Below are 14,137 nucleotides of genomic sequence, written 5' to 3'. Positions count from 1 at the left end.
ATGCAACCCTTCGCCATCGCTCCGTCGATCCTTTCCGCCGATTTCGCCCGCCTGGGCGAGGACGTGGACAAGGTGCTCGCCGCCGGTGCCGACATCGTTCACTTCGACGTGATGGACAACCACTACGTGCCGAACCTGACCATCGGCCCGATGGTCTGCTCGGCGCTGCGCAAGTACGGCGTGAGCGCGCCGATCGACGTGCACCTGATGGTGTCCCCGGTGGATCGCATCATCGGCGACTTCATCGAAGCTGGCGCCACCTACATCACCTTCCATCCGGAAGCTTCCCAGCACATCGACCGTTCCCTGCAACTGATCCGTGACGGCGGTTGCAAGGCGGGCCTGGTGTTCAACCCGGCCACTCCGCTGGAGGTGCTGAAGTACGTGATGGACAAGGTCGACATGGTCCTGCTGATGAGCGTCAACCCCGGCTTCGGCGGGCAGAAATTCATCCCCGGTACCCTCGACAAGTTGCGCGAGGCACGCGCCCTGATCGATGCCTCCGGTCGCGAGATCCGCCTGGAGATCGATGGCGGCGTCAACGTCAAGAACATCCGTGAGATCGCCGCGGCGGGCGCCGATACCTTCGTCGCCGGCTCGGCCATCTTCAACGCCCCGGACTACGCCGAGGTCATCCGCGCCATGCATGCCGAACTGGCCCAGGCGCACCAGTAATGAGCGCTGCGGAGCCGTTCTTCGCCACGCGCCTGCCGCGTCTGGTGATGTTCGACCTGGATGGCACGCTGGTCGATTCCGTTCCCGACCTCACCGCCGCGGTCGACAGCATGCTCGCCAGCCTCGGGCGGCCGCCGGCGGGCATCGAGAAGGTCCGCCAGTGGATCGGTAACGGCGCACGCGTCCTGGTGCGTCGCGCCCTGGCCGGAAGCATCGAGCACGACGGCATCGGTGAGGAGGAAACCGAAGCCGCGCTGGCGTTGTTCATGGAGGCCTATGCCGACAGTCATGCGCTCACCGAGGTCTACCCCGGCGTCGTCGACACCCTCAAGTGGCTCAAGCGCAACGGCGTGGAAATGGCGCTGATCACCAACAAGCCGGAGCGCTTCGTCGCTCCGCTGCTGGATGAGATGAAGCTGGGTCGCTATTTTCGCTGGATCATCGGCGGCGACACCCTGCCGCAGCAGAAGCCCGACCCGGCGGCGCTGCTGTTCGTGATGAAGATGGCCGGCATCGAGCCCGAAGATGCGTTGTTCGTCGGTGACTCGCGCAACGACGTGCTCGCCGCCAAAGCTGCCGGCGTGCGCTGCGCGGCGCTGACCTATGGCTACAACCACGGCCGGCCGATCGCCGAGGAAGCGCCCACCCTGGTCATCGACAACCTGCGCGACCTGCTGCCTTGCGCCGACCAGGCCGCTGAGATAGTGTTGCCGGACGACTCCCTTTCCCCCTCCGACCAGCGAGATCAAGCCGTGGCGGTCAGCAAACTCTGGATGAAGGTCATCAAGGCCCTGGCGCGTTGGCGCTGGCGCGCCTGACATCATCCTCCGCCGGATAGCCGGCGCGCGTTTGCACCCTGTTGACCGTTCTCTCCTCCGATGAGGCTGATCATGAATCGCGAAGAATTTCTGCGGCTGGCCGCCGATGGCTACAACCGCATCCCGCTGTCCTTCGAGACCCTTGCCGACTTCGACACGCCGCTGTCGATCTACCTGAAGCTGGCCGACGCGCCGAACTCCTACCTGCTGGAGTCGGTGCAGGGCGGCGAGAAATGGGGGCGCTATTCGATCATCGGCCTGCCGTGCCGCACGGTGCTGCGGGTCTACGACCATCAAGTGCGGATCAGCATCGATGGCGTGGAAACCGAGCGCTTCGATTGCGCCGACCCGTTGGCTTTCGTCGAGGAGTTCAAGGCGCGCTACCAGGTGCCCACCGTGCCCGGCTTGCCACGTTTCGATGGCGGCCTGGTCGGCTACTTCGGTTACGACTGCGTGCGCTACGTGGAAAAACGTCTGGCCACCTGTCCGAACCCGGACCCGCTGGGCAACCCGGATATCCTGTTGATGGTGTCCGATGCCGTAGTGGTATTCGACAACCTGGCCGGGAAGATCCACGCCATCGTCCTCGCCGATCCCTCCGAGGAAAATGCCTACGAGCGCGGCCAGGCACGTCTGGAGGAGCTGCTGGAGCGTCTACGCCAGCCGGTCACCCCGCGTCGCGGCCTCGACCTCGAGGCGGCCCAGGGTCGTGAGCCGGCGTTTCGTGCCAGCTTCACCCGCGAGGACTATGAAAACGCGGTAGGAAGGATCAAGGACTACATCCTGGCCGGCGACTGCATGCAGGTGGTGCCGTCGCAGCGCATGTCCATCGAATTCAAGGCGGCGCCCATCGACCTGTACCGCGCGCTGCGCTGTTTCAATCCGACGCCCTACATGTACTTCTTCAACTTCGGCGACTTCCATGTCGTGGGCAGCTCGCCGGAGGTGCTGGTACGGGTCGAGGATGGCCTGGTGACGGTGCGCCCGATCGCCGGTACCCGTCCGCGCGGGATCAACGAAGAGGCCGACCTGGCACTGGAGCAGGATCTGCTGTCGGACGCCAAGGAGATCGCCGAGCACCTGATGCTGATCGACCTGGGGCGCAACGACGTGGGGCGGGTGTCCGATATCGGCGCGGTGAAGGTCACCGAAAAAATGGTGATCGAACGTTACTCCAACGTCATGCACATCGTGTCCAACGTCACCGGGCAATTGCGCGAGGGGCTCAGCGCGATGGACGCGCTGCGGGCGATTCTGCCGGCGGGCACTCTATCCGGCGCGCCGAAGATCCGCGCCATGGAGATCATCGACGAGCTGGAGCCGGTCAAGCGTGGAGTCTACGGCGGCGCGGTCGGCTACCTGGCATGGAACGGCAACATGGACACTGCCATTGCCATCCGCACCGCGGTGATCAAGAACGGTGAACTCCACGTGCAGGCCGGCGGCGGTATCGTTGCCGACTCGGTGCCCGCGCTGGAGTGGGAAGAAACCATCAACAAGCGCCGGGCGATGTTCCGCGCCGTGGCGCTGGCCGAGCAGAGCGTCGAATAAGACGGCGCGAGGCGGAAGAAAAGAAGGCGGATGGCGTTTGCGTCATCCGCCTTCTTTATGCCCGGCTGGACCCACGCATTGGCTTCGGCCCTACGCGGCACCGCTTTCGTAGGGCGAATATCGCGGCGCGATATCCGCCAGGGGCAGGACGCCGAACCCGCCTCAAGGTGAAGTGATCGATATGTCCGGTTGGCGGATGACGCCTTCGGCATTACTTGCCCACGCAGAAGGCGCTTTCGTAGGGGGACATCACCACGCGATATCCGCCAGGCGGAGCATGGTGTCGCTCCCTACGATGCTGGCAACGGCGGGCCGCTCAGGATGCGATGCTGTCAGCGCCCGGCTGTGCTCGACGGGCGCCTCCGGCTTGGTTCGCGCGCTGGTCGACGTAGGCGGCGAGGTGATCGAGGGCCACGAACTGCATGGCCTTGTGGCTATCGTCGAGGGTCGTCACCGGCAGGGCGATCCGCCCGCATGCCAGGGCCTTGCTGAAGTTTTCCTTGTTCAGGTTGCGAAACCAGCGTTCGCGAACCTGCTCCAGCGGCACCAGGACGTCGCCGAAGATGCGGTAGACCAATTCCACGGTTTCCTGGCGTGGAATCGGAGTGCTAGGGGCGATGGATGGCTGCATGGTATTCCCTCCTGCGGCTACACGTCGTTGAGGGAAATATAGCTCAGGTTGTTTTCTTGTTCAATAGCTGAAGTTGTAGAGCGGGCGAGCGCCAGGCGCTCACCGCACCAGGGACGGGCCGCGCCGGTGGCGTACGGTGGACCACCAGAAGACCCAACCGATCATGCTGATCTGGCGGCTGCGCATGTCCTCCGGCGAGTACTCCTCGTCCGGATATTCCTCGCGGTTGAAGCTGCGCAGGCGAATGCCGCCGCCGGGCAGGCGATAGACGAACTTCACCCGCAGCATGCCGTCATGTTCGAGGGCGTAGATCTCGCCATCGGTGATATGGGTGGTGGCGGTGTCCACGCCGATGGTGGAGCCATCCATGATCAGCGGTTCCATGCTGTTGCCGGTGAGTTGGGCGCAGATCGCCGCCGACGGATCGACGCCCGAGGCACGCAGCGTGGCGTAGGAAAAACGCAGCTTGCGCCCCTCTATCTCGCGCACCGCAGTGCGTCCGGCGCCGGCGGACATCTCCACTTCCTTGTACAGCGGCAGTTCCACTTCGTCTTCGTCCAGCGGTGTGTCGCTGTCCCACGGATGCAGCGGTTCCAGCACCAATGGGCTGCCATCGGCCACGGATACGGCACTGCGCGCGGCTGGAGCGCCTTCGCCGGTCTGCAGCCAGACCGGCGAGACGCCCAGGGCCGCCGCGATCTCGATCAGCTTGCGGGTGCTCTGGGCCTTGCCCGAGGTCAGCTTGTGAATGGTGTTCTGCGAAACCCCTGCCGCTTCGGCGAGGGTTTCCTGCTTCAGGTTGCGCATCGCCATGGCCTGCTTGAGGCGAGCGGCGAAGCTGTCGGGCGGGATCTGGGTGCTCTTGTCCATGCTCGGCAATCTACAGACCGATGGATTTTCTGTAAAGAGCCTAGGTGTTGACGATAAATAGCTTTGGTTGTAATTTCTCTTCCGTCAGAAAGCGGAAGGGGTGAGTTCCACAACTTCCCACCCGCCTTTCAGAGATTTCACATGGGTGCAGGGACACACCCGGTTGTCGGCGACCGACGATGCAGGTGCCGACTGCTTGGGTGCCGGGGCCACGGGAAAGCGCTCCGGCACCTGGAGGGCCGGAGCGCCGTCCATGCAGACGCTCCGTCCCGCTCATTCATTCTGTCGCCGACCTGCTTCAGGTACGGCGGCGTCGTACAGGGAGTCATTGCCATGTCGCGAGATACGCACTCGCCATTTCCGCGCAGAGGAACGCAGGTCGCCGAACCGGCGCCGCGCATCTGTCATGTTCCATCCATTCGGCCGTCGGGCGTCGGGCACGCCAGGGAGGCTTTCCATGGCTGACCTTGCCGATCACGCCAACGAACTGGTCCTGGCTCGCCTCGACGGCCTCCTGGCGGCGCGCCCGGCGCTGGCCATCCGTGAGTCCGCGGAAGACTGCGAGGACTGCGGCGAGCCCATTCCCCAGGCGCGCCGTCGGGCGGCACCGGGTTGCAGTCGCTGCATCGACTGCCAGGACCGCCACGAGCGCCGTTGAACCGACCTCATGCCGAGCCCTCGCGGGCAGTGAAAGGAGACACGACCGTGATCAAAGCCATCGATGAAATGCTCAAGCTCTGGGCCGAGGAACTGCACGCGCCAGGCAGCAACGGAGGCGGCTACGCCGGCGGCAACCTGATCGCCATGCTGATCGCCAGCAAGGGCGAGGTGGTCCGCGGCCACCGTGGCAGCCGGGTGATCCTCGACCGTGTGGCGGAGGTCGATCGCCTGGTAAATCGCCTACCCGAGGAACTGAAGACCGTGGTGGTGGAGCACTATCTCAATCGCGACAGCTTCCCCGAGCAGAAGTACCGCCACTGCGGTTGCAGCCGCAACACCTTCTATCTGCGCCTGCATGTGGCGCACCAGGGTATCCAGGACGGCCTGTTGCGGCGGGCGGCCTGAGTTCCTGGACCGGATCCTGGTCCCCCCTGGAATTTTCCAACCGGCCTTCGGGCCGGTTTTTTTTATGCCTGTCGCCCACGGAGGCGGCGAATCCCATGCACAGCAGCGGACCCTGCACGGTAGAGGCGGGGTCGGGCTGGCGGAGCCGTCCTTTTCGTCAGTCGATGCCGGGCTTTTCCATATCGGAAGTGGGTACGCACTTGCCCGGATGCCTGGCGAAGGTTCCCAAGGCGGTATATCACCCTCATATCGTGGTGCGTCTCCCTCCTATTGCAGTGGATTGTCGAGAAGGCATTGCCGGGCTGGGAATCGGGCGGTAAAAAGTAGTCATTCTTGTAAAGGTGCGTCCCCAGGGAGGCACTCGTGAAGCACCGGAACCCGGCCCTGGCGCCGGGTTTTTTATTGCCCGGGAAAACGTTCGTGCGGACGTGCCCGGCGCTGCCTGCCAAGGAGGGACCCATGGGCAACGAACCGCAGACACTGACGGAAATGCCGCTCTGGGTACTGATCCTGCTCGCCGCGCTGGGCGGCGTCAGCGGCGAGATGTGGCGTGCCGACAAGGCCGGTCTCGGCGGCTGGGCCTTGTTGCGGCGCCTGGCGCTGCGCTCCGGCGCGTCGATCGTCTGCGGCGTGGCGGTGATGCTGCTGGCGTTGGCTTGCGGCGCCGCGCTGCTGTTCGCCGCGGCGCTGGGCAGCCTGACCGCCGCGGCCGGCGCGGAGATCGCCGTCGGTCTCTACGAACGCTGGGCCGCCCGGCGCCTGGGGGTTTGCGAGCTGCCCGAGGAGGAGCCGCATGAGCGGACATAAGCGCCAGGAGGATCGATGAAACTGACCGAGCAGCAATTGCTGCGCATTTTTCCCAACGCCCGCCTCGTCGCGGGCGTTTTCGTTGCGGCGTTGCAACGGGCCATGGACGAGAGGGAGATCGACACACCGGCGCGGCGTGTCGCGTTTCTCGCCCAGGTCGGCCACGAAAGCAGCCAGTTGACCCGGCTGGTGGAGAACCTCAATTACAGCGCCCAAGGCTTGGCGGCGACCTGGCCGAGCCGCTATCTCGGCCCCGACGGGCAGCCCAACGCGTTGGCCTTGCGGCTGGCGCGCAATCCGCAGGCGATTGCCGACAACACCTACGCCACGCGCAACGGCAATGGCGACGAAGCGTCCGGCGATGGCTGGCGCTTCCGTGGGCGTGGCTTGCTACAGATCACCGGGCGTGCCAACTACCGGTTGGTCGGCGAGGCCCTCGGCGAGCCGCTGGAAGCCGAGCCCTGGCGCCTGGAGCAGCCCGTGCCGGCGGCCCGCAGCGCCGCCTGGTGGTGGGCCGGTCACGGGCTCAACGAGTTGGCCGACCGCGGCGAGTTCGCTGCCATCACCCGCCGCATCAACGGCGGCCTGAATGGCCAGGCGGAGCGCCTGGCGTTGTGGCAGCGGGCCAGGGCGGTGCTGTCATGAGCCGGCTCGCTCTGCTCCTGCCGGCCGTGTTGCTGGTCCTGCTGGCCGGCGCCTTGCTCGGCGGCGGCCTGGTTGCCCGCCATTATCGTCCGCAACTGGAGGAGGCCCTGGGCCAACTCACTGCCAGCCGCGTCGCCAGCGGCCAGCTCGAGGCTTTGCTCGATGAGCAGCAGCGCGCGCTGGCGGCGGTGCGGGCGAGCGCCGAGAGGCGCGCGAAGGATGCCGAGCAGGCACTCGGCGAGGCCAGGGCGCAGGCCGCGGAGCAGTATGCCGCGGCCGTGCGTCTGCTCCAGGAACCCGACATTGGCACGGACTGCCAGGCGGCAGGTGCGGCGATCGACCGGGAGCTGGGACTATGACTCGTCTCCTGCTGGGGCTTTGTCTGCTTTTCGCGGGCTGCGCAGCCTCACCGACGACACCTCGCCCCGTGCGCGTCGAGGTTCCCCTGGCAGTGCCCTGCCGTGTACCTGACGTGCGCCCGCCGAGCTGGGCCGGCGCCACGCTGAAGGCCGGCGATTCGCTGCAGGCCAAGGTTCGCGCATTGCTCGCCGAGCGCCGCCAGCGGCAGGGCTACGAACTCGAATTGCAGGCGGCATTGCGTGCCTGCCGCTGAGACACTGGGCGCATATGGACGTCGATGGACGTGTGTCCGGCGCATATTGCCGTGTATTGATTCCGCAGCGTTGTCGAGCCGGGAATCGGTCGGTACAACGTAGTCATGCTTGTACAGGTGTGTCCCCCCAGGGATGTCACCTGCAACCTCAGAGCCCGGCCAGTGTGCCGGGCTTTTTCGTTTGCATCCGACAACGGCTCGGGACGTGGAGGCTCCTCGCCGACCGCGTACCGCGCCACGGCCGACCGTCCTGGGGACGGGGCCAGACGACCCGCCTGGTGCGGGTCTTTTCATGTGCATAAAGGAGAGTTTTCCATGTCCATCCTGACTCAAGGTACCCAGATCTACGCCCTGGTTCCGCCGGTATCCGGTACCGGTGCCGCTACCGTCCTGGAGATCGAAGGCGTGACTTCGTTCAACCCGGGCGGCAATCCGGCCGACCAGATCGAAGACCCGTGCCTGAGCGACACTTCGCGCAAGTACAAGAAAGGCCTGCGCACCCCTGGCCAGGCGACCCTCGGCATCAACGCCGATCCACGCTTGGCCAGTCACGTTCGGTTGTTCCAACTGTCCGAGAAAGATGGCGAGACGAGCGTCAAGTGGGCCATCGGCTGGTCCGACGGAATCGACGTAAAGCCGACCGTCAGCACCGAAGGCGACGATTTCGTGCTGCCGCCGGCGCGCACCTGGTTCACCTTCGAAGGCTACGTCAGCGACTTCCCCTTCGATTTCGCCAGCAACACGCTGGTCGCTACCCAGGCCACCATCCAGCGTTCCGGCGCCGGCAAGTGGACGCCGAAGTCGGCTTGAGGAGCGCGTAGATGAATCTCAACGAACTTCGTGCGGCGGGCGGTTTCATCGAGTCGGCGCTGGTGCGCAAGGAGATTACCTGGACCCGCGTTCCCGCCGGCAGGAAGAAGGCGGTCAGCGACACCTTCCAGGTGTTCGTCCGACGCAACAGTTTTGGCGCGGTGGAGCGCCTGTTCTCCGCCGAAGGCGACCAGCAGAGCCGCAACGCGCGCTACCTCGCCGAATGCATTCGCCTGGGCGAGACGGGAGAGGAAAGCCTGACCTACGAACAGGCCTACGACCTCGACCCGGCGCTGGGCTTCCTGCTGCTGCAGGCGGTCGGTGAGGTCAACCGGGTCGAGGACGCGGAAAAAAACTGACCCCCGCCGACGAGGTTTGGCACGAGCTGGTGCTGAACGGCGTCGGCGGGTCGACCATTGCCGAGGCCAAGGAGCGGCTCAGCTACGCCGAGTACCGCGCCTGGGTCGCCTACCTGAACAAGCGCGGCTCGCTCCATCCGGGACACCGGCTGGAGCTTGCGCTGGCTCGGATCGCTGCGTTGCTCGGGCATGCGCTGGGAGCGGACGCCGATCCCGACGCGTTCCGTCCGCATATGGCTCTCCAGCCCCTTTCGCTGCATCAGGCGATGGATCAATGGGCATGACAGGCCACCCCGCTGCGGCGGGGTCTTTTTCTGGAAGACATGAATCATGGCCACGAATACCGACGGCAGCCTGACGCTCGACCTGGTCCTTCGCAGCGAAGGGTACAGGGCCGGGATGGACAAGGTTGGCAGGATCAACGATCAGAAAATGCGTGCCATGGAGGCGCGCGCGGAAAAAGCTGGCAAGGCTATCGGCAAAAGCCTGGACAGTTCGGCACTGATTGCCAGCAGCGTGCTGGACCAGGCGCTGGACATGCTGGGCAGGACCAGTCGCCAGGCGGGTCAGGCCAAGAAGCCTGTGCAGAGCGCCCAGGACAAGGTACTGGCCGAGTGGAAGTCCCGGCAGAAGGAACTGGGCGAAGCCTGGAAGAGCTATCGCGAACCACTCCAGGATCTGTCCAAGCTCAACGAAGCACTACTGAAGAACTCTTCCGACAAGCTCGACAAGGCGCTGCTCAATCTCAGCGAGACCGGCAAGCTGTCGCTTGCCAACGTGGGCAAGGCCGCCTACGCCGATGCCGCGCGCCTCGCCTCGCGGCAGATGACGCTGATGCTGCTGGACGGGCTGTTTGGCTGGGTCGCCAGCGTCGGTACCGAGAAGCCCAAGGTCGACGACAAGGCGGGCAAGGGACAGGCGAAGGCCGGCGACGACGAGAAGGAACAGCCGTCGCTCCAGTCGCAGGTCTTCAAGCAGTGGCTGTTGCAGATGAACAGTGTCTGGGGCGCCTACCGCGCGCCGCTGCAGGATATCTCCGGGATGACCGACGAGCTGTTCAGGAATGCGTCGGAGAAGCTCGAGAAGTCGCTGTTCAATTTCGCCACTACCGGAAAGCTGTCCTTGAGCAACTTCGCCAAGACGGTGATCGACGATGTCGCCCGGATCGCCGCGCGGCAGCTTTCAATGCTCGCCCTGGACGGATTGTTCGGCTGGATGAATGGCAAGGCCGGCATCACCGAGGCGCAACTGGCCAGCCAGAAGCCCTATACCTCGCTACTGGAAAAGGCCCGAGCAGATGCGGGACAAGCGGCTGCGGGCGCTCCCGCGGCCCAGGGTGCCGCGCCAATGCCGGCAGCGGCGATGGATGTCGGCGCGATGGTGGCCACTGCTTCCGGGCAGACCGGGGACGGTTCCAAGGTATCGGCTGGAGGGGCTTCGGCGAGCGCTGGCAAGCCGGTGGGCAGTTGGGTCGAACAGATGGACGCCTCCTGGGCGAGCCTGCGCGACCAGGCGCAGGACGTCTCGGGAATGATGGACATGCTGTTTACCAACGCTTTCACCAATATGGAGAACGCCCTGTTCACCTTTGCCACCACGGGCAAGCTGTCGTTCAAGGATTTCGCCGACTCGGTGATCCAGGATATGGCGCGGATCGCCGCGCGGCAGGCGACGCTGCAGATCATCGGCGGCATCGTCGGTGCGGTCAGCGGGTTCTTCGGTAGCGGCGCAACGGCGGGCTCGCGGATTTCCGACTACACCGGCTCGGACATGGCCAATTGGGTCAGCAAGCAACGCGCCGGAGGCATGCCTGGGTTCGCCAGGGGCGGTGCCTTCAACGATGGCATCCAGAGCGCGCCGGCGCTGTTCAGCATGGCCGGCGGTCGTCCGGCGCTGATCGGCGAGCGTGGGCCGGAAGCCATCATGCCGCTGAGTCGCGGTTCCGATGGCGTGCTCGGCGTGCGCGCGCTCGGCGGCGGCGAGGGTGGCAACGTCTTCAATTTCTCCACCAGCGTCAGCCTGGGCGGCGGCCGCGAGGGCGCGGCGACGGCCAGCGGCGACGACGGTACGGGACAGCAGCTGGCGGGAATGATCAACGATGCCGCGCGCAACGTGGTGGCGCAGGAGCTGCGCCCCGGCGGCCTGGTATGGAGGATGGTGAATGGCTGATCTGGAACGCTTTACCTGGGACATCTCGATCGATTCCGCCGGCCAGGCGAACCAACTGGTGCGCCAGGTGCAGTACGGCGGCGGCTACAGCCAGGCGCTCGGCGACGGGCTGAACAACCTCAGCGAGACCTGGCAGGTTTCGCGTACCGGCGATCTCGCGCTGATCGGCCCGATCCGCGATTTCCTCAAGCGCCACGGCGGCTACCGCTCGTTCCTCTGGACCTTGCCCACTGGCGAACCGGTACGGGTGCGCGCCCAGGGCTGGCAATTGCGACCGCGCGGCAACGGCGTGTTCACCCTGAACACCACCTTCCAGCAAGTCTTCAATCCGTGAGGTAAGCATGACCATCACAGCCGATGACCAGGCCCTCGAGCCTGGGGCGCTGGTGCGCCTGTTCGACCTGGATTGCACCGGGTTCGGCGGCGAGATGCTGCGCTTCCACGGCCACCTGCAGCAGGGGCCGATCCACTGGCAGGGCAACGTCTACCAAGCTTGGCCGCTGGAGGCGCGCGGCTTCGAGCAGCGCGGCGACGGCCGGGCCAGTTCGCCGACCCTTAGCGTGGGCAACATTGACGGCAGCATCAGCGCGCTCTGCCTGTTCTTCGATGGCCTGGTAGGCGCGCGCCTGACCGTGCGCGAGACCTATGCGCACTACCTGGATGCGGCCAACTTCGCCGAAGGCAACCCGCAGGCCGACCCCTCCCAGGAGCGCCTGAACATCTGGTTCCTCGAGCAGAAGACCGCCGAGAACAGCGTCCAGGTGACCTGGGAGCTGTCCGCTCCGCCGGACTTCCAGGGCCAGCAGATCCCGGCGCGCCAGATCACCTCGCTGTGCCACTGGTGCATCACCAACGAGTACCGCGGGCAGGACTGCAACTACACCGGCACGGCGATGTTCGATGCCGACGGCAATCCGGTGGACGATCCGGCGCTGGACCGCTGCGGCGGCCGGGTCAGCGATTGCAAGCTGCGCTTCGGCGCGGACAACCCGCTGTCCCACGGCGGCTTCGCCGGCGCCGGCCTGGTCAGGATGTGAGCATGGAACTGAGCCGCAGCCTGCAGCGGGCCATCGCCGCACACGCCGCCCGCGAGCATCCGCGCGAATGCTGCGGGCTGATCGTTCGCGGTGTGCGTCAACGCCGCTACGTGGCCTGTCGCAACGCAGCCGGATCGCCCAGCGAGCACTTCGTGATCGATCACCAGGACTGGTGCGCTGCCGAGGACCAGGGCGAGGTCCTGGCCATCGTCCACAGCCACCCGGACGTTCCGGCCACGCCGAGCATGGCCGATCGGGTCAGTTGCGAACTGCATGGTCTGCCCTGGGTGATCCTGTCCTGGCCTGAAGGCGATGTCGCGCATCTAGCGCCGGAGGGCTATCGGGCGCCGCTGCTCGGCCGCGAGTTCGCCCACGGCGTGCTCGACTGCTGGAGCCTCTGTCGCGACTGGTACCGCCGCGAGGCAGGTTTGGAGCTTCCGGACTATCCGCGCCGCGACGGTTGGTGGGAAACCGGCGAGAGCCTCTACGAGCAGCACTATGCGGCGGCCGGATTCCGGCCGGTGCCGCTGGCCGGAATCCGCCGCGGCGACATGCTGGTGATGCAGGTCGGGAGGGCGCTGCACCCTAACCACGCGGGCATCTACCTGGGCAATGACTGGCGTCTGGACAGCGAGCCGGTCCAGGCGCTCGGCGGCGACGGACCGTTCCTGCTGCACCACCTGTACGGACGGCTGTCGACCCGCGACGTGTTCGGCGGACCCTGGATCGAACGCACGCGCCTGGTCTTGCGGCACACGCAGATGCCGCAGTGAACGACATATTCAAGCGAGCCGTCGGAATCGGCTCTTCACGAGAGGAACAGGTCCATGAGTGACACCCTGAGTCAGGGCCTCACCACCATCCGTCTATACGGGGTTCTGGGCAAGCGCTTCGGCCGCATGCACGGCCGGTTGTTGGAAAGCGGCACGGTACGCGAGGCGATGAGTGCCCTGAAGCACACCATGGAGGGATTCGAGACGTTCATGCGCGAGGCGGAGTCGAAAGGGCTGACCTTCGCCGTGTTCCGCGGGCGTACCAACCTGTCCGGCGAGCAACTGGACATGCGCGGACGCGAGGATATCCGCATCGTGCCGTTGGTGATCGGGAGCAAGCAGGCGGGGCTTTTCCAGACGATTCTGGGGGCTGCCTTGATTGTCGTGGGTGGATTCACGACGTTCTTCTCCGGTGGAACCAGTTCGTTCCTAGTAACCGTTGGAGTCAGCATGTTGGCGGGCGGCGTCATGCAGATGCTCAGCCCCCAACCCAAGGGCCTGAAGGGCCGAGAGGCCCCCGAGAACGCCCCCAGCTATGCCTTCGGCGGCCCGGTCAACACCATCGCCCAGGGCCATCCGGTCGGCGTGCTCTATGGCAAGCGCCGCATCGGCGGCGCGGTGATCAGCGCCGGCATCTATGCCGAGGACCGGCTGTAGTCGGCAACGCCGTAACAGGCCCGCCATGCGCGGGCGTTTTTTTGCCTGAAGGAACGTCATGAACAAGACCATCACGGGCCACAAGGGTGGCAGCAAGAAGCCGCGCCAGCCGGTGGAGATGCCGGACTCGGTGCGCTCGATCGCGCGGGCGAAGATTCTCCTGGCACTGGGCGAAGGCGAGTTCGACGGTGGCGTCGACGGCCGTTCGATCTACCTGGACGATACGCCGCTGCTGGCGGCGGACGGCTCGGTGAACTTCCCCGGAGTGACCTGGGAGTTCCGTCCGGGCTCGGTGGACCAGGAACACATTGCCGGTGTGCCCGCCGTGGAAAACGAACTGGCGGTCGGCGTCGAACTCAAGAGTGACGCGCCCTGGGTCCGCGCGGTGAACAACACCCAGCTCTCGGCGGTGCGCCTGCGCCTGTCCTGGCCGGCCATCCAGCGCCAGCAGGAAAACGGTGACGTGGTCGGCTACCGCATCGACTACGCGATCGACATCGCCGTCGACGGCGGTGCCTGGCAGGAAGCGCTGAAGGCTTCGCTGGACGACAAGTCCACCAGCCGCTACGAGCGCTCCCACCGTGTCGACCTGCCGGAGGCGCGGAGCGGCTGGCAGGTGCGCGTGCGCCGCCTGACGCCGAACCAGAACAACAACCG

19 protein-coding genes and 1 pseudogene are annotated in these 14,137 nt (G+C 65.7%); 18 read left to right on the top strand and 2 right to left on the bottom strand.

The window, feature by feature from the left end:
* From rpe to trpE, 3 genes are all read left to right on the top strand, one after another.
* Positions 1-675 carry a ribulose-phosphate 3-epimerase gene (gene rpe / locus HMPREF3014_RS16295; protein ID WP_003085122.1) on the top strand — a complete coding sequence of 225 codons (675 nt, stop codon included), beginning with the start codon at positions 1-3 and terminating at the stop codon, positions 673-675.
* Entirely contained in the window at positions 675-1,493 is an 819-nt protein-coding gene (locus HMPREF3014_RS16290) for a phosphoglycolate phosphatase (protein WP_003099532.1), read from the top strand. The genes rpe and HMPREF3014_RS16290 overlap by 1 nt, the downstream gene beginning before the upstream one ends.
* A 72-nt stretch (positions 1,494-1,565) precedes the next feature.
* A complete protein-coding gene (trpE, locus tag HMPREF3014_RS16285) occupies positions 1,566-3,044 on the top strand; it encodes an anthranilate synthase component I (protein WP_023086929.1) in 1,479 nt (492 codons plus the stop codon).
* 316 nt (positions 3,045-3,360) lie between these two features.
* Here the strand turns inward: trpE and prtN are convergent, their stop codons facing one another.
* Entirely contained in the window at positions 3,361-3,675 is a 315-nt protein-coding gene (gene prtN, locus HMPREF3014_RS16280; protein ID WP_003121843.1) for a pyocin genes transcriptional regulator PrtN, read from the bottom strand.
* A gap of 99 nt (positions 3,676-3,774) precedes the next feature.
* Positions 3,775-4,545 (bottom strand): transcriptional regulator PrtR, encoded by a 771-nt coding sequence (prtR, locus tag HMPREF3014_RS16275; protein WP_003113202.1) that lies wholly within the window; start codon positions 4,543-4,545, stop codon positions 3,775-3,777.
* Between the two features lie 457 nt (positions 4,546-5,002).
* Between prtR and HMPREF3014_RS16270 the strand changes: the two genes are divergently transcribed.
* The 15 genes and pseudogenes from HMPREF3014_RS16270 to HMPREF3014_RS16195 all read left to right on the top strand — a co-directional run.
* Positions 5,003-5,203, top strand: a complete 201-nt coding sequence (locus tag HMPREF3014_RS16270; RefSeq protein ID WP_003085132.1) for a TraR/DksA C4-type zinc finger protein — start codon at positions 5,003-5,005, stop codon at positions 5,201-5,203.
* Between the two features lie 47 nt (positions 5,204-5,250).
* Positions 5,251-5,610: a PA0613 family protein gene (locus HMPREF3014_RS16265; protein WP_023086930.1), complete on the top strand. Its 360-nt coding sequence runs from the start codon at positions 5,251-5,253 to the stop codon at positions 5,608-5,610.
* A 459-nt stretch (positions 5,611-6,069) separates the two neighbouring features.
* Positions 6,070-6,417 (top strand): phage holin family protein, encoded by a 348-nt coding sequence (locus HMPREF3014_RS16260; protein WP_003117965.1) that lies wholly within the window; start codon positions 6,070-6,072, stop codon positions 6,415-6,417.
* A gap of 15 nt (positions 6,418-6,432) precedes the next feature.
* Complete coding sequence (locus HMPREF3014_RS16255) at positions 6,433-7,062, top strand: glycoside hydrolase family 19 protein (RefSeq protein ID WP_009875788.1); 630 nt, start codon at positions 6,433-6,435, stop codon at positions 7,060-7,062.
* Positions 7,059-7,421, top strand: a complete 363-nt coding sequence (locus tag HMPREF3014_RS16250; protein ID WP_004355109.1) for a hypothetical protein — start codon at positions 7,059-7,061, stop codon at positions 7,419-7,421. Before HMPREF3014_RS16255 ends, HMPREF3014_RS16250 begins: the two co-directional genes overlap by 4 nt.
* Positions 7,418-7,675 carry a hypothetical protein gene (locus HMPREF3014_RS16245; protein WP_003118919.1) on the top strand — a complete coding sequence of 86 codons (258 nt, stop codon included), beginning with the start codon at positions 7,418-7,420 and terminating at the stop codon, positions 7,673-7,675. The genes HMPREF3014_RS16250 and HMPREF3014_RS16245 overlap by 4 nt, the downstream gene beginning before the upstream one ends.
* Positions 7,676-7,990: 315 nt before the next feature.
* Positions 7,991-8,485 carry a phage tail tube protein gene (locus tag HMPREF3014_RS16235; RefSeq protein WP_003113190.1) on the top strand — a complete coding sequence of 165 codons (495 nt, stop codon included), beginning with the start codon at positions 7,991-7,993 and terminating at the stop codon, positions 8,483-8,485.
* 11 nt (positions 8,486-8,496) lie between these two features.
* Positions 8,497-8,844, top strand: a complete 348-nt coding sequence (locus tag HMPREF3014_RS16230; protein WP_003113189.1) for a phage tail assembly chaperone family protein, TAC — start codon at positions 8,497-8,499, stop codon at positions 8,842-8,844.
* A gap of 29 nt (positions 8,845-8,873) precedes the next feature.
* A complete protein-coding gene (locus tag HMPREF3014_RS16225) occupies positions 8,874-9,128 on the top strand; it encodes a hypothetical protein (protein ID WP_003113188.1) in 255 nt (84 codons plus the stop codon).
* Positions 9,129-9,174: 46 nt separating this feature from the next.
* Positions 9,175-11,013 (top strand): phage tail tape measure protein, encoded by a 1,839-nt coding sequence (locus HMPREF3014_RS16220; RefSeq protein ID WP_009875789.1) that lies wholly within the window; start codon positions 9,175-9,177, stop codon positions 11,011-11,013.
* On the top strand, positions 11,006-11,347 hold the full coding sequence (locus HMPREF3014_RS16215) for a phage tail protein (RefSeq protein WP_003113186.1): 342 nt from the start codon (positions 11,006-11,008) through the stop codon (positions 11,345-11,347). Before HMPREF3014_RS16220 ends, HMPREF3014_RS16215 begins: the two co-directional genes overlap by 8 nt.
* Before the next feature lie 7 nt (positions 11,348-11,354).
* Positions 11,355-12,050: a phage minor tail protein L gene (locus HMPREF3014_RS16210; protein ID WP_003117971.1), complete on the top strand. Its 696-nt coding sequence runs from the start codon at positions 11,355-11,357 to the stop codon at positions 12,048-12,050.
* Between the two features lie 2 nt (positions 12,051-12,052).
* The gene (locus HMPREF3014_RS16205) at positions 12,053-12,823 is read left to right on the top strand and encodes a C40 family peptidase (RefSeq protein ID WP_003117973.1); all 771 of its coding nucleotides are present in this window, start codon (positions 12,053-12,055) and stop codon (positions 12,821-12,823) included.
* A 54-nt stretch (positions 12,824-12,877) separates the two neighbouring features.
* Positions 12,878-13,480 (top strand): tail assembly protein, encoded by a 603-nt coding sequence (locus tag HMPREF3014_RS16200; protein WP_003117974.1) that lies wholly within the window; start codon positions 12,878-12,880, stop codon positions 13,478-13,480.
* Between the two features lie 58 nt (positions 13,481-13,538).
* A pseudogene (locus HMPREF3014_RS16195) lies at positions 13,539-14,137 on the top strand (phage tail protein); the annotation flags it as partial.

This window comes from Pseudomonas sp. HMSC065H01, from assembly GCF_001815235.1.
Lineage (GTDB): Bacteria > Pseudomonadota > Gammaproteobacteria > Pseudomonadales > Pseudomonadaceae > Pseudomonas > Pseudomonas aeruginosa.
This window is presented reverse-complemented; position numbering and strand designations above follow the sequence as displayed.

What these genes read in the sequence shown, in the direction of transcription:
- prtN (WP_003121843.1), bottom strand. Translation starts at nt 3,675, where the DNA reads ATGCAGCCATCCATCGCCCCTAGCACTCCGATTCCACGCCAGGAAACC.
- prtR (WP_003113202.1), bottom strand. Translation starts at nt 4,545, where the DNA reads ATGGACAAGAGCACCCAGATCCCGCCCGACAGCTTCGCCGCTCGCCTC.
- HMPREF3014_RS16215 (WP_003113186.1), top strand. Translation starts at nt 11,006, where the DNA reads ATGGCTGATCTGGAACGCTTTACCTGGGACATCTCGATCGATTCCGCC.
- HMPREF3014_RS16220 (WP_009875789.1), top strand. Translation starts at nt 9,175, where the DNA reads ATGGCCACGAATACCGACGGCAGCCTGACGCTCGACCTGGTCCTTCGC.
- HMPREF3014_RS16200 (WP_003117974.1), top strand. Translation starts at nt 12,878, where the DNA reads ATGAGTGACACCCTGAGTCAGGGCCTCACCACCATCCGTCTATACGGG.
- HMPREF3014_RS16270 (WP_003085132.1), top strand. Translation starts at nt 5,003, where the DNA reads ATGGCTGACCTTGCCGATCACGCCAACGAACTGGTCCTGGCTCGCCTC.
- HMPREF3014_RS16210 (WP_003117971.1), top strand. Translation starts at nt 11,355, where the DNA reads ATGACCATCACAGCCGATGACCAGGCCCTCGAGCCTGGGGCGCTGGTG.
- trpE (WP_023086929.1), top strand. Translation starts at nt 1,566, where the DNA reads ATGAATCGCGAAGAATTTCTGCGGCTGGCCGCCGATGGCTACAACCGC.
- HMPREF3014_RS16250 (WP_004355109.1), top strand. Translation starts at nt 7,059, where the DNA reads ATGAGCCGGCTCGCTCTGCTCCTGCCGGCCGTGTTGCTGGTCCTGCTG.
- HMPREF3014_RS16205 (WP_003117973.1), top strand. Translation starts at nt 12,053, where the DNA reads ATGGAACTGAGCCGCAGCCTGCAGCGGGCCATCGCCGCACACGCCGCC.
- HMPREF3014_RS16245 (WP_003118919.1), top strand. Translation starts at nt 7,418, where the DNA reads ATGACTCGTCTCCTGCTGGGGCTTTGTCTGCTTTTCGCGGGCTGCGCA.
- HMPREF3014_RS16235 (WP_003113190.1), top strand. Translation starts at nt 7,991, where the DNA reads ATGTCCATCCTGACTCAAGGTACCCAGATCTACGCCCTGGTTCCGCCG.
- HMPREF3014_RS16255 (WP_009875788.1), top strand. Translation starts at nt 6,433, where the DNA reads ATGAAACTGACCGAGCAGCAATTGCTGCGCATTTTTCCCAACGCCCGC.
- HMPREF3014_RS16290 (WP_003099532.1), top strand. Translation starts at nt 675, where the DNA reads ATGAGCGCTGCGGAGCCGTTCTTCGCCACGCGCCTGCCGCGTCTGGTG.
- HMPREF3014_RS16230 (WP_003113189.1), top strand. Translation starts at nt 8,497, where the DNA reads ATGAATCTCAACGAACTTCGTGCGGCGGGCGGTTTCATCGAGTCGGCG.
- rpe (WP_003085122.1), top strand. Translation starts at nt 1, where the DNA reads ATGCAACCCTTCGCCATCGCTCCGTCGATCCTTTCCGCCGATTTCGCC.
- HMPREF3014_RS16260 (WP_003117965.1), top strand. Translation starts at nt 6,070, where the DNA reads ATGGGCAACGAACCGCAGACACTGACGGAAATGCCGCTCTGGGTACTG.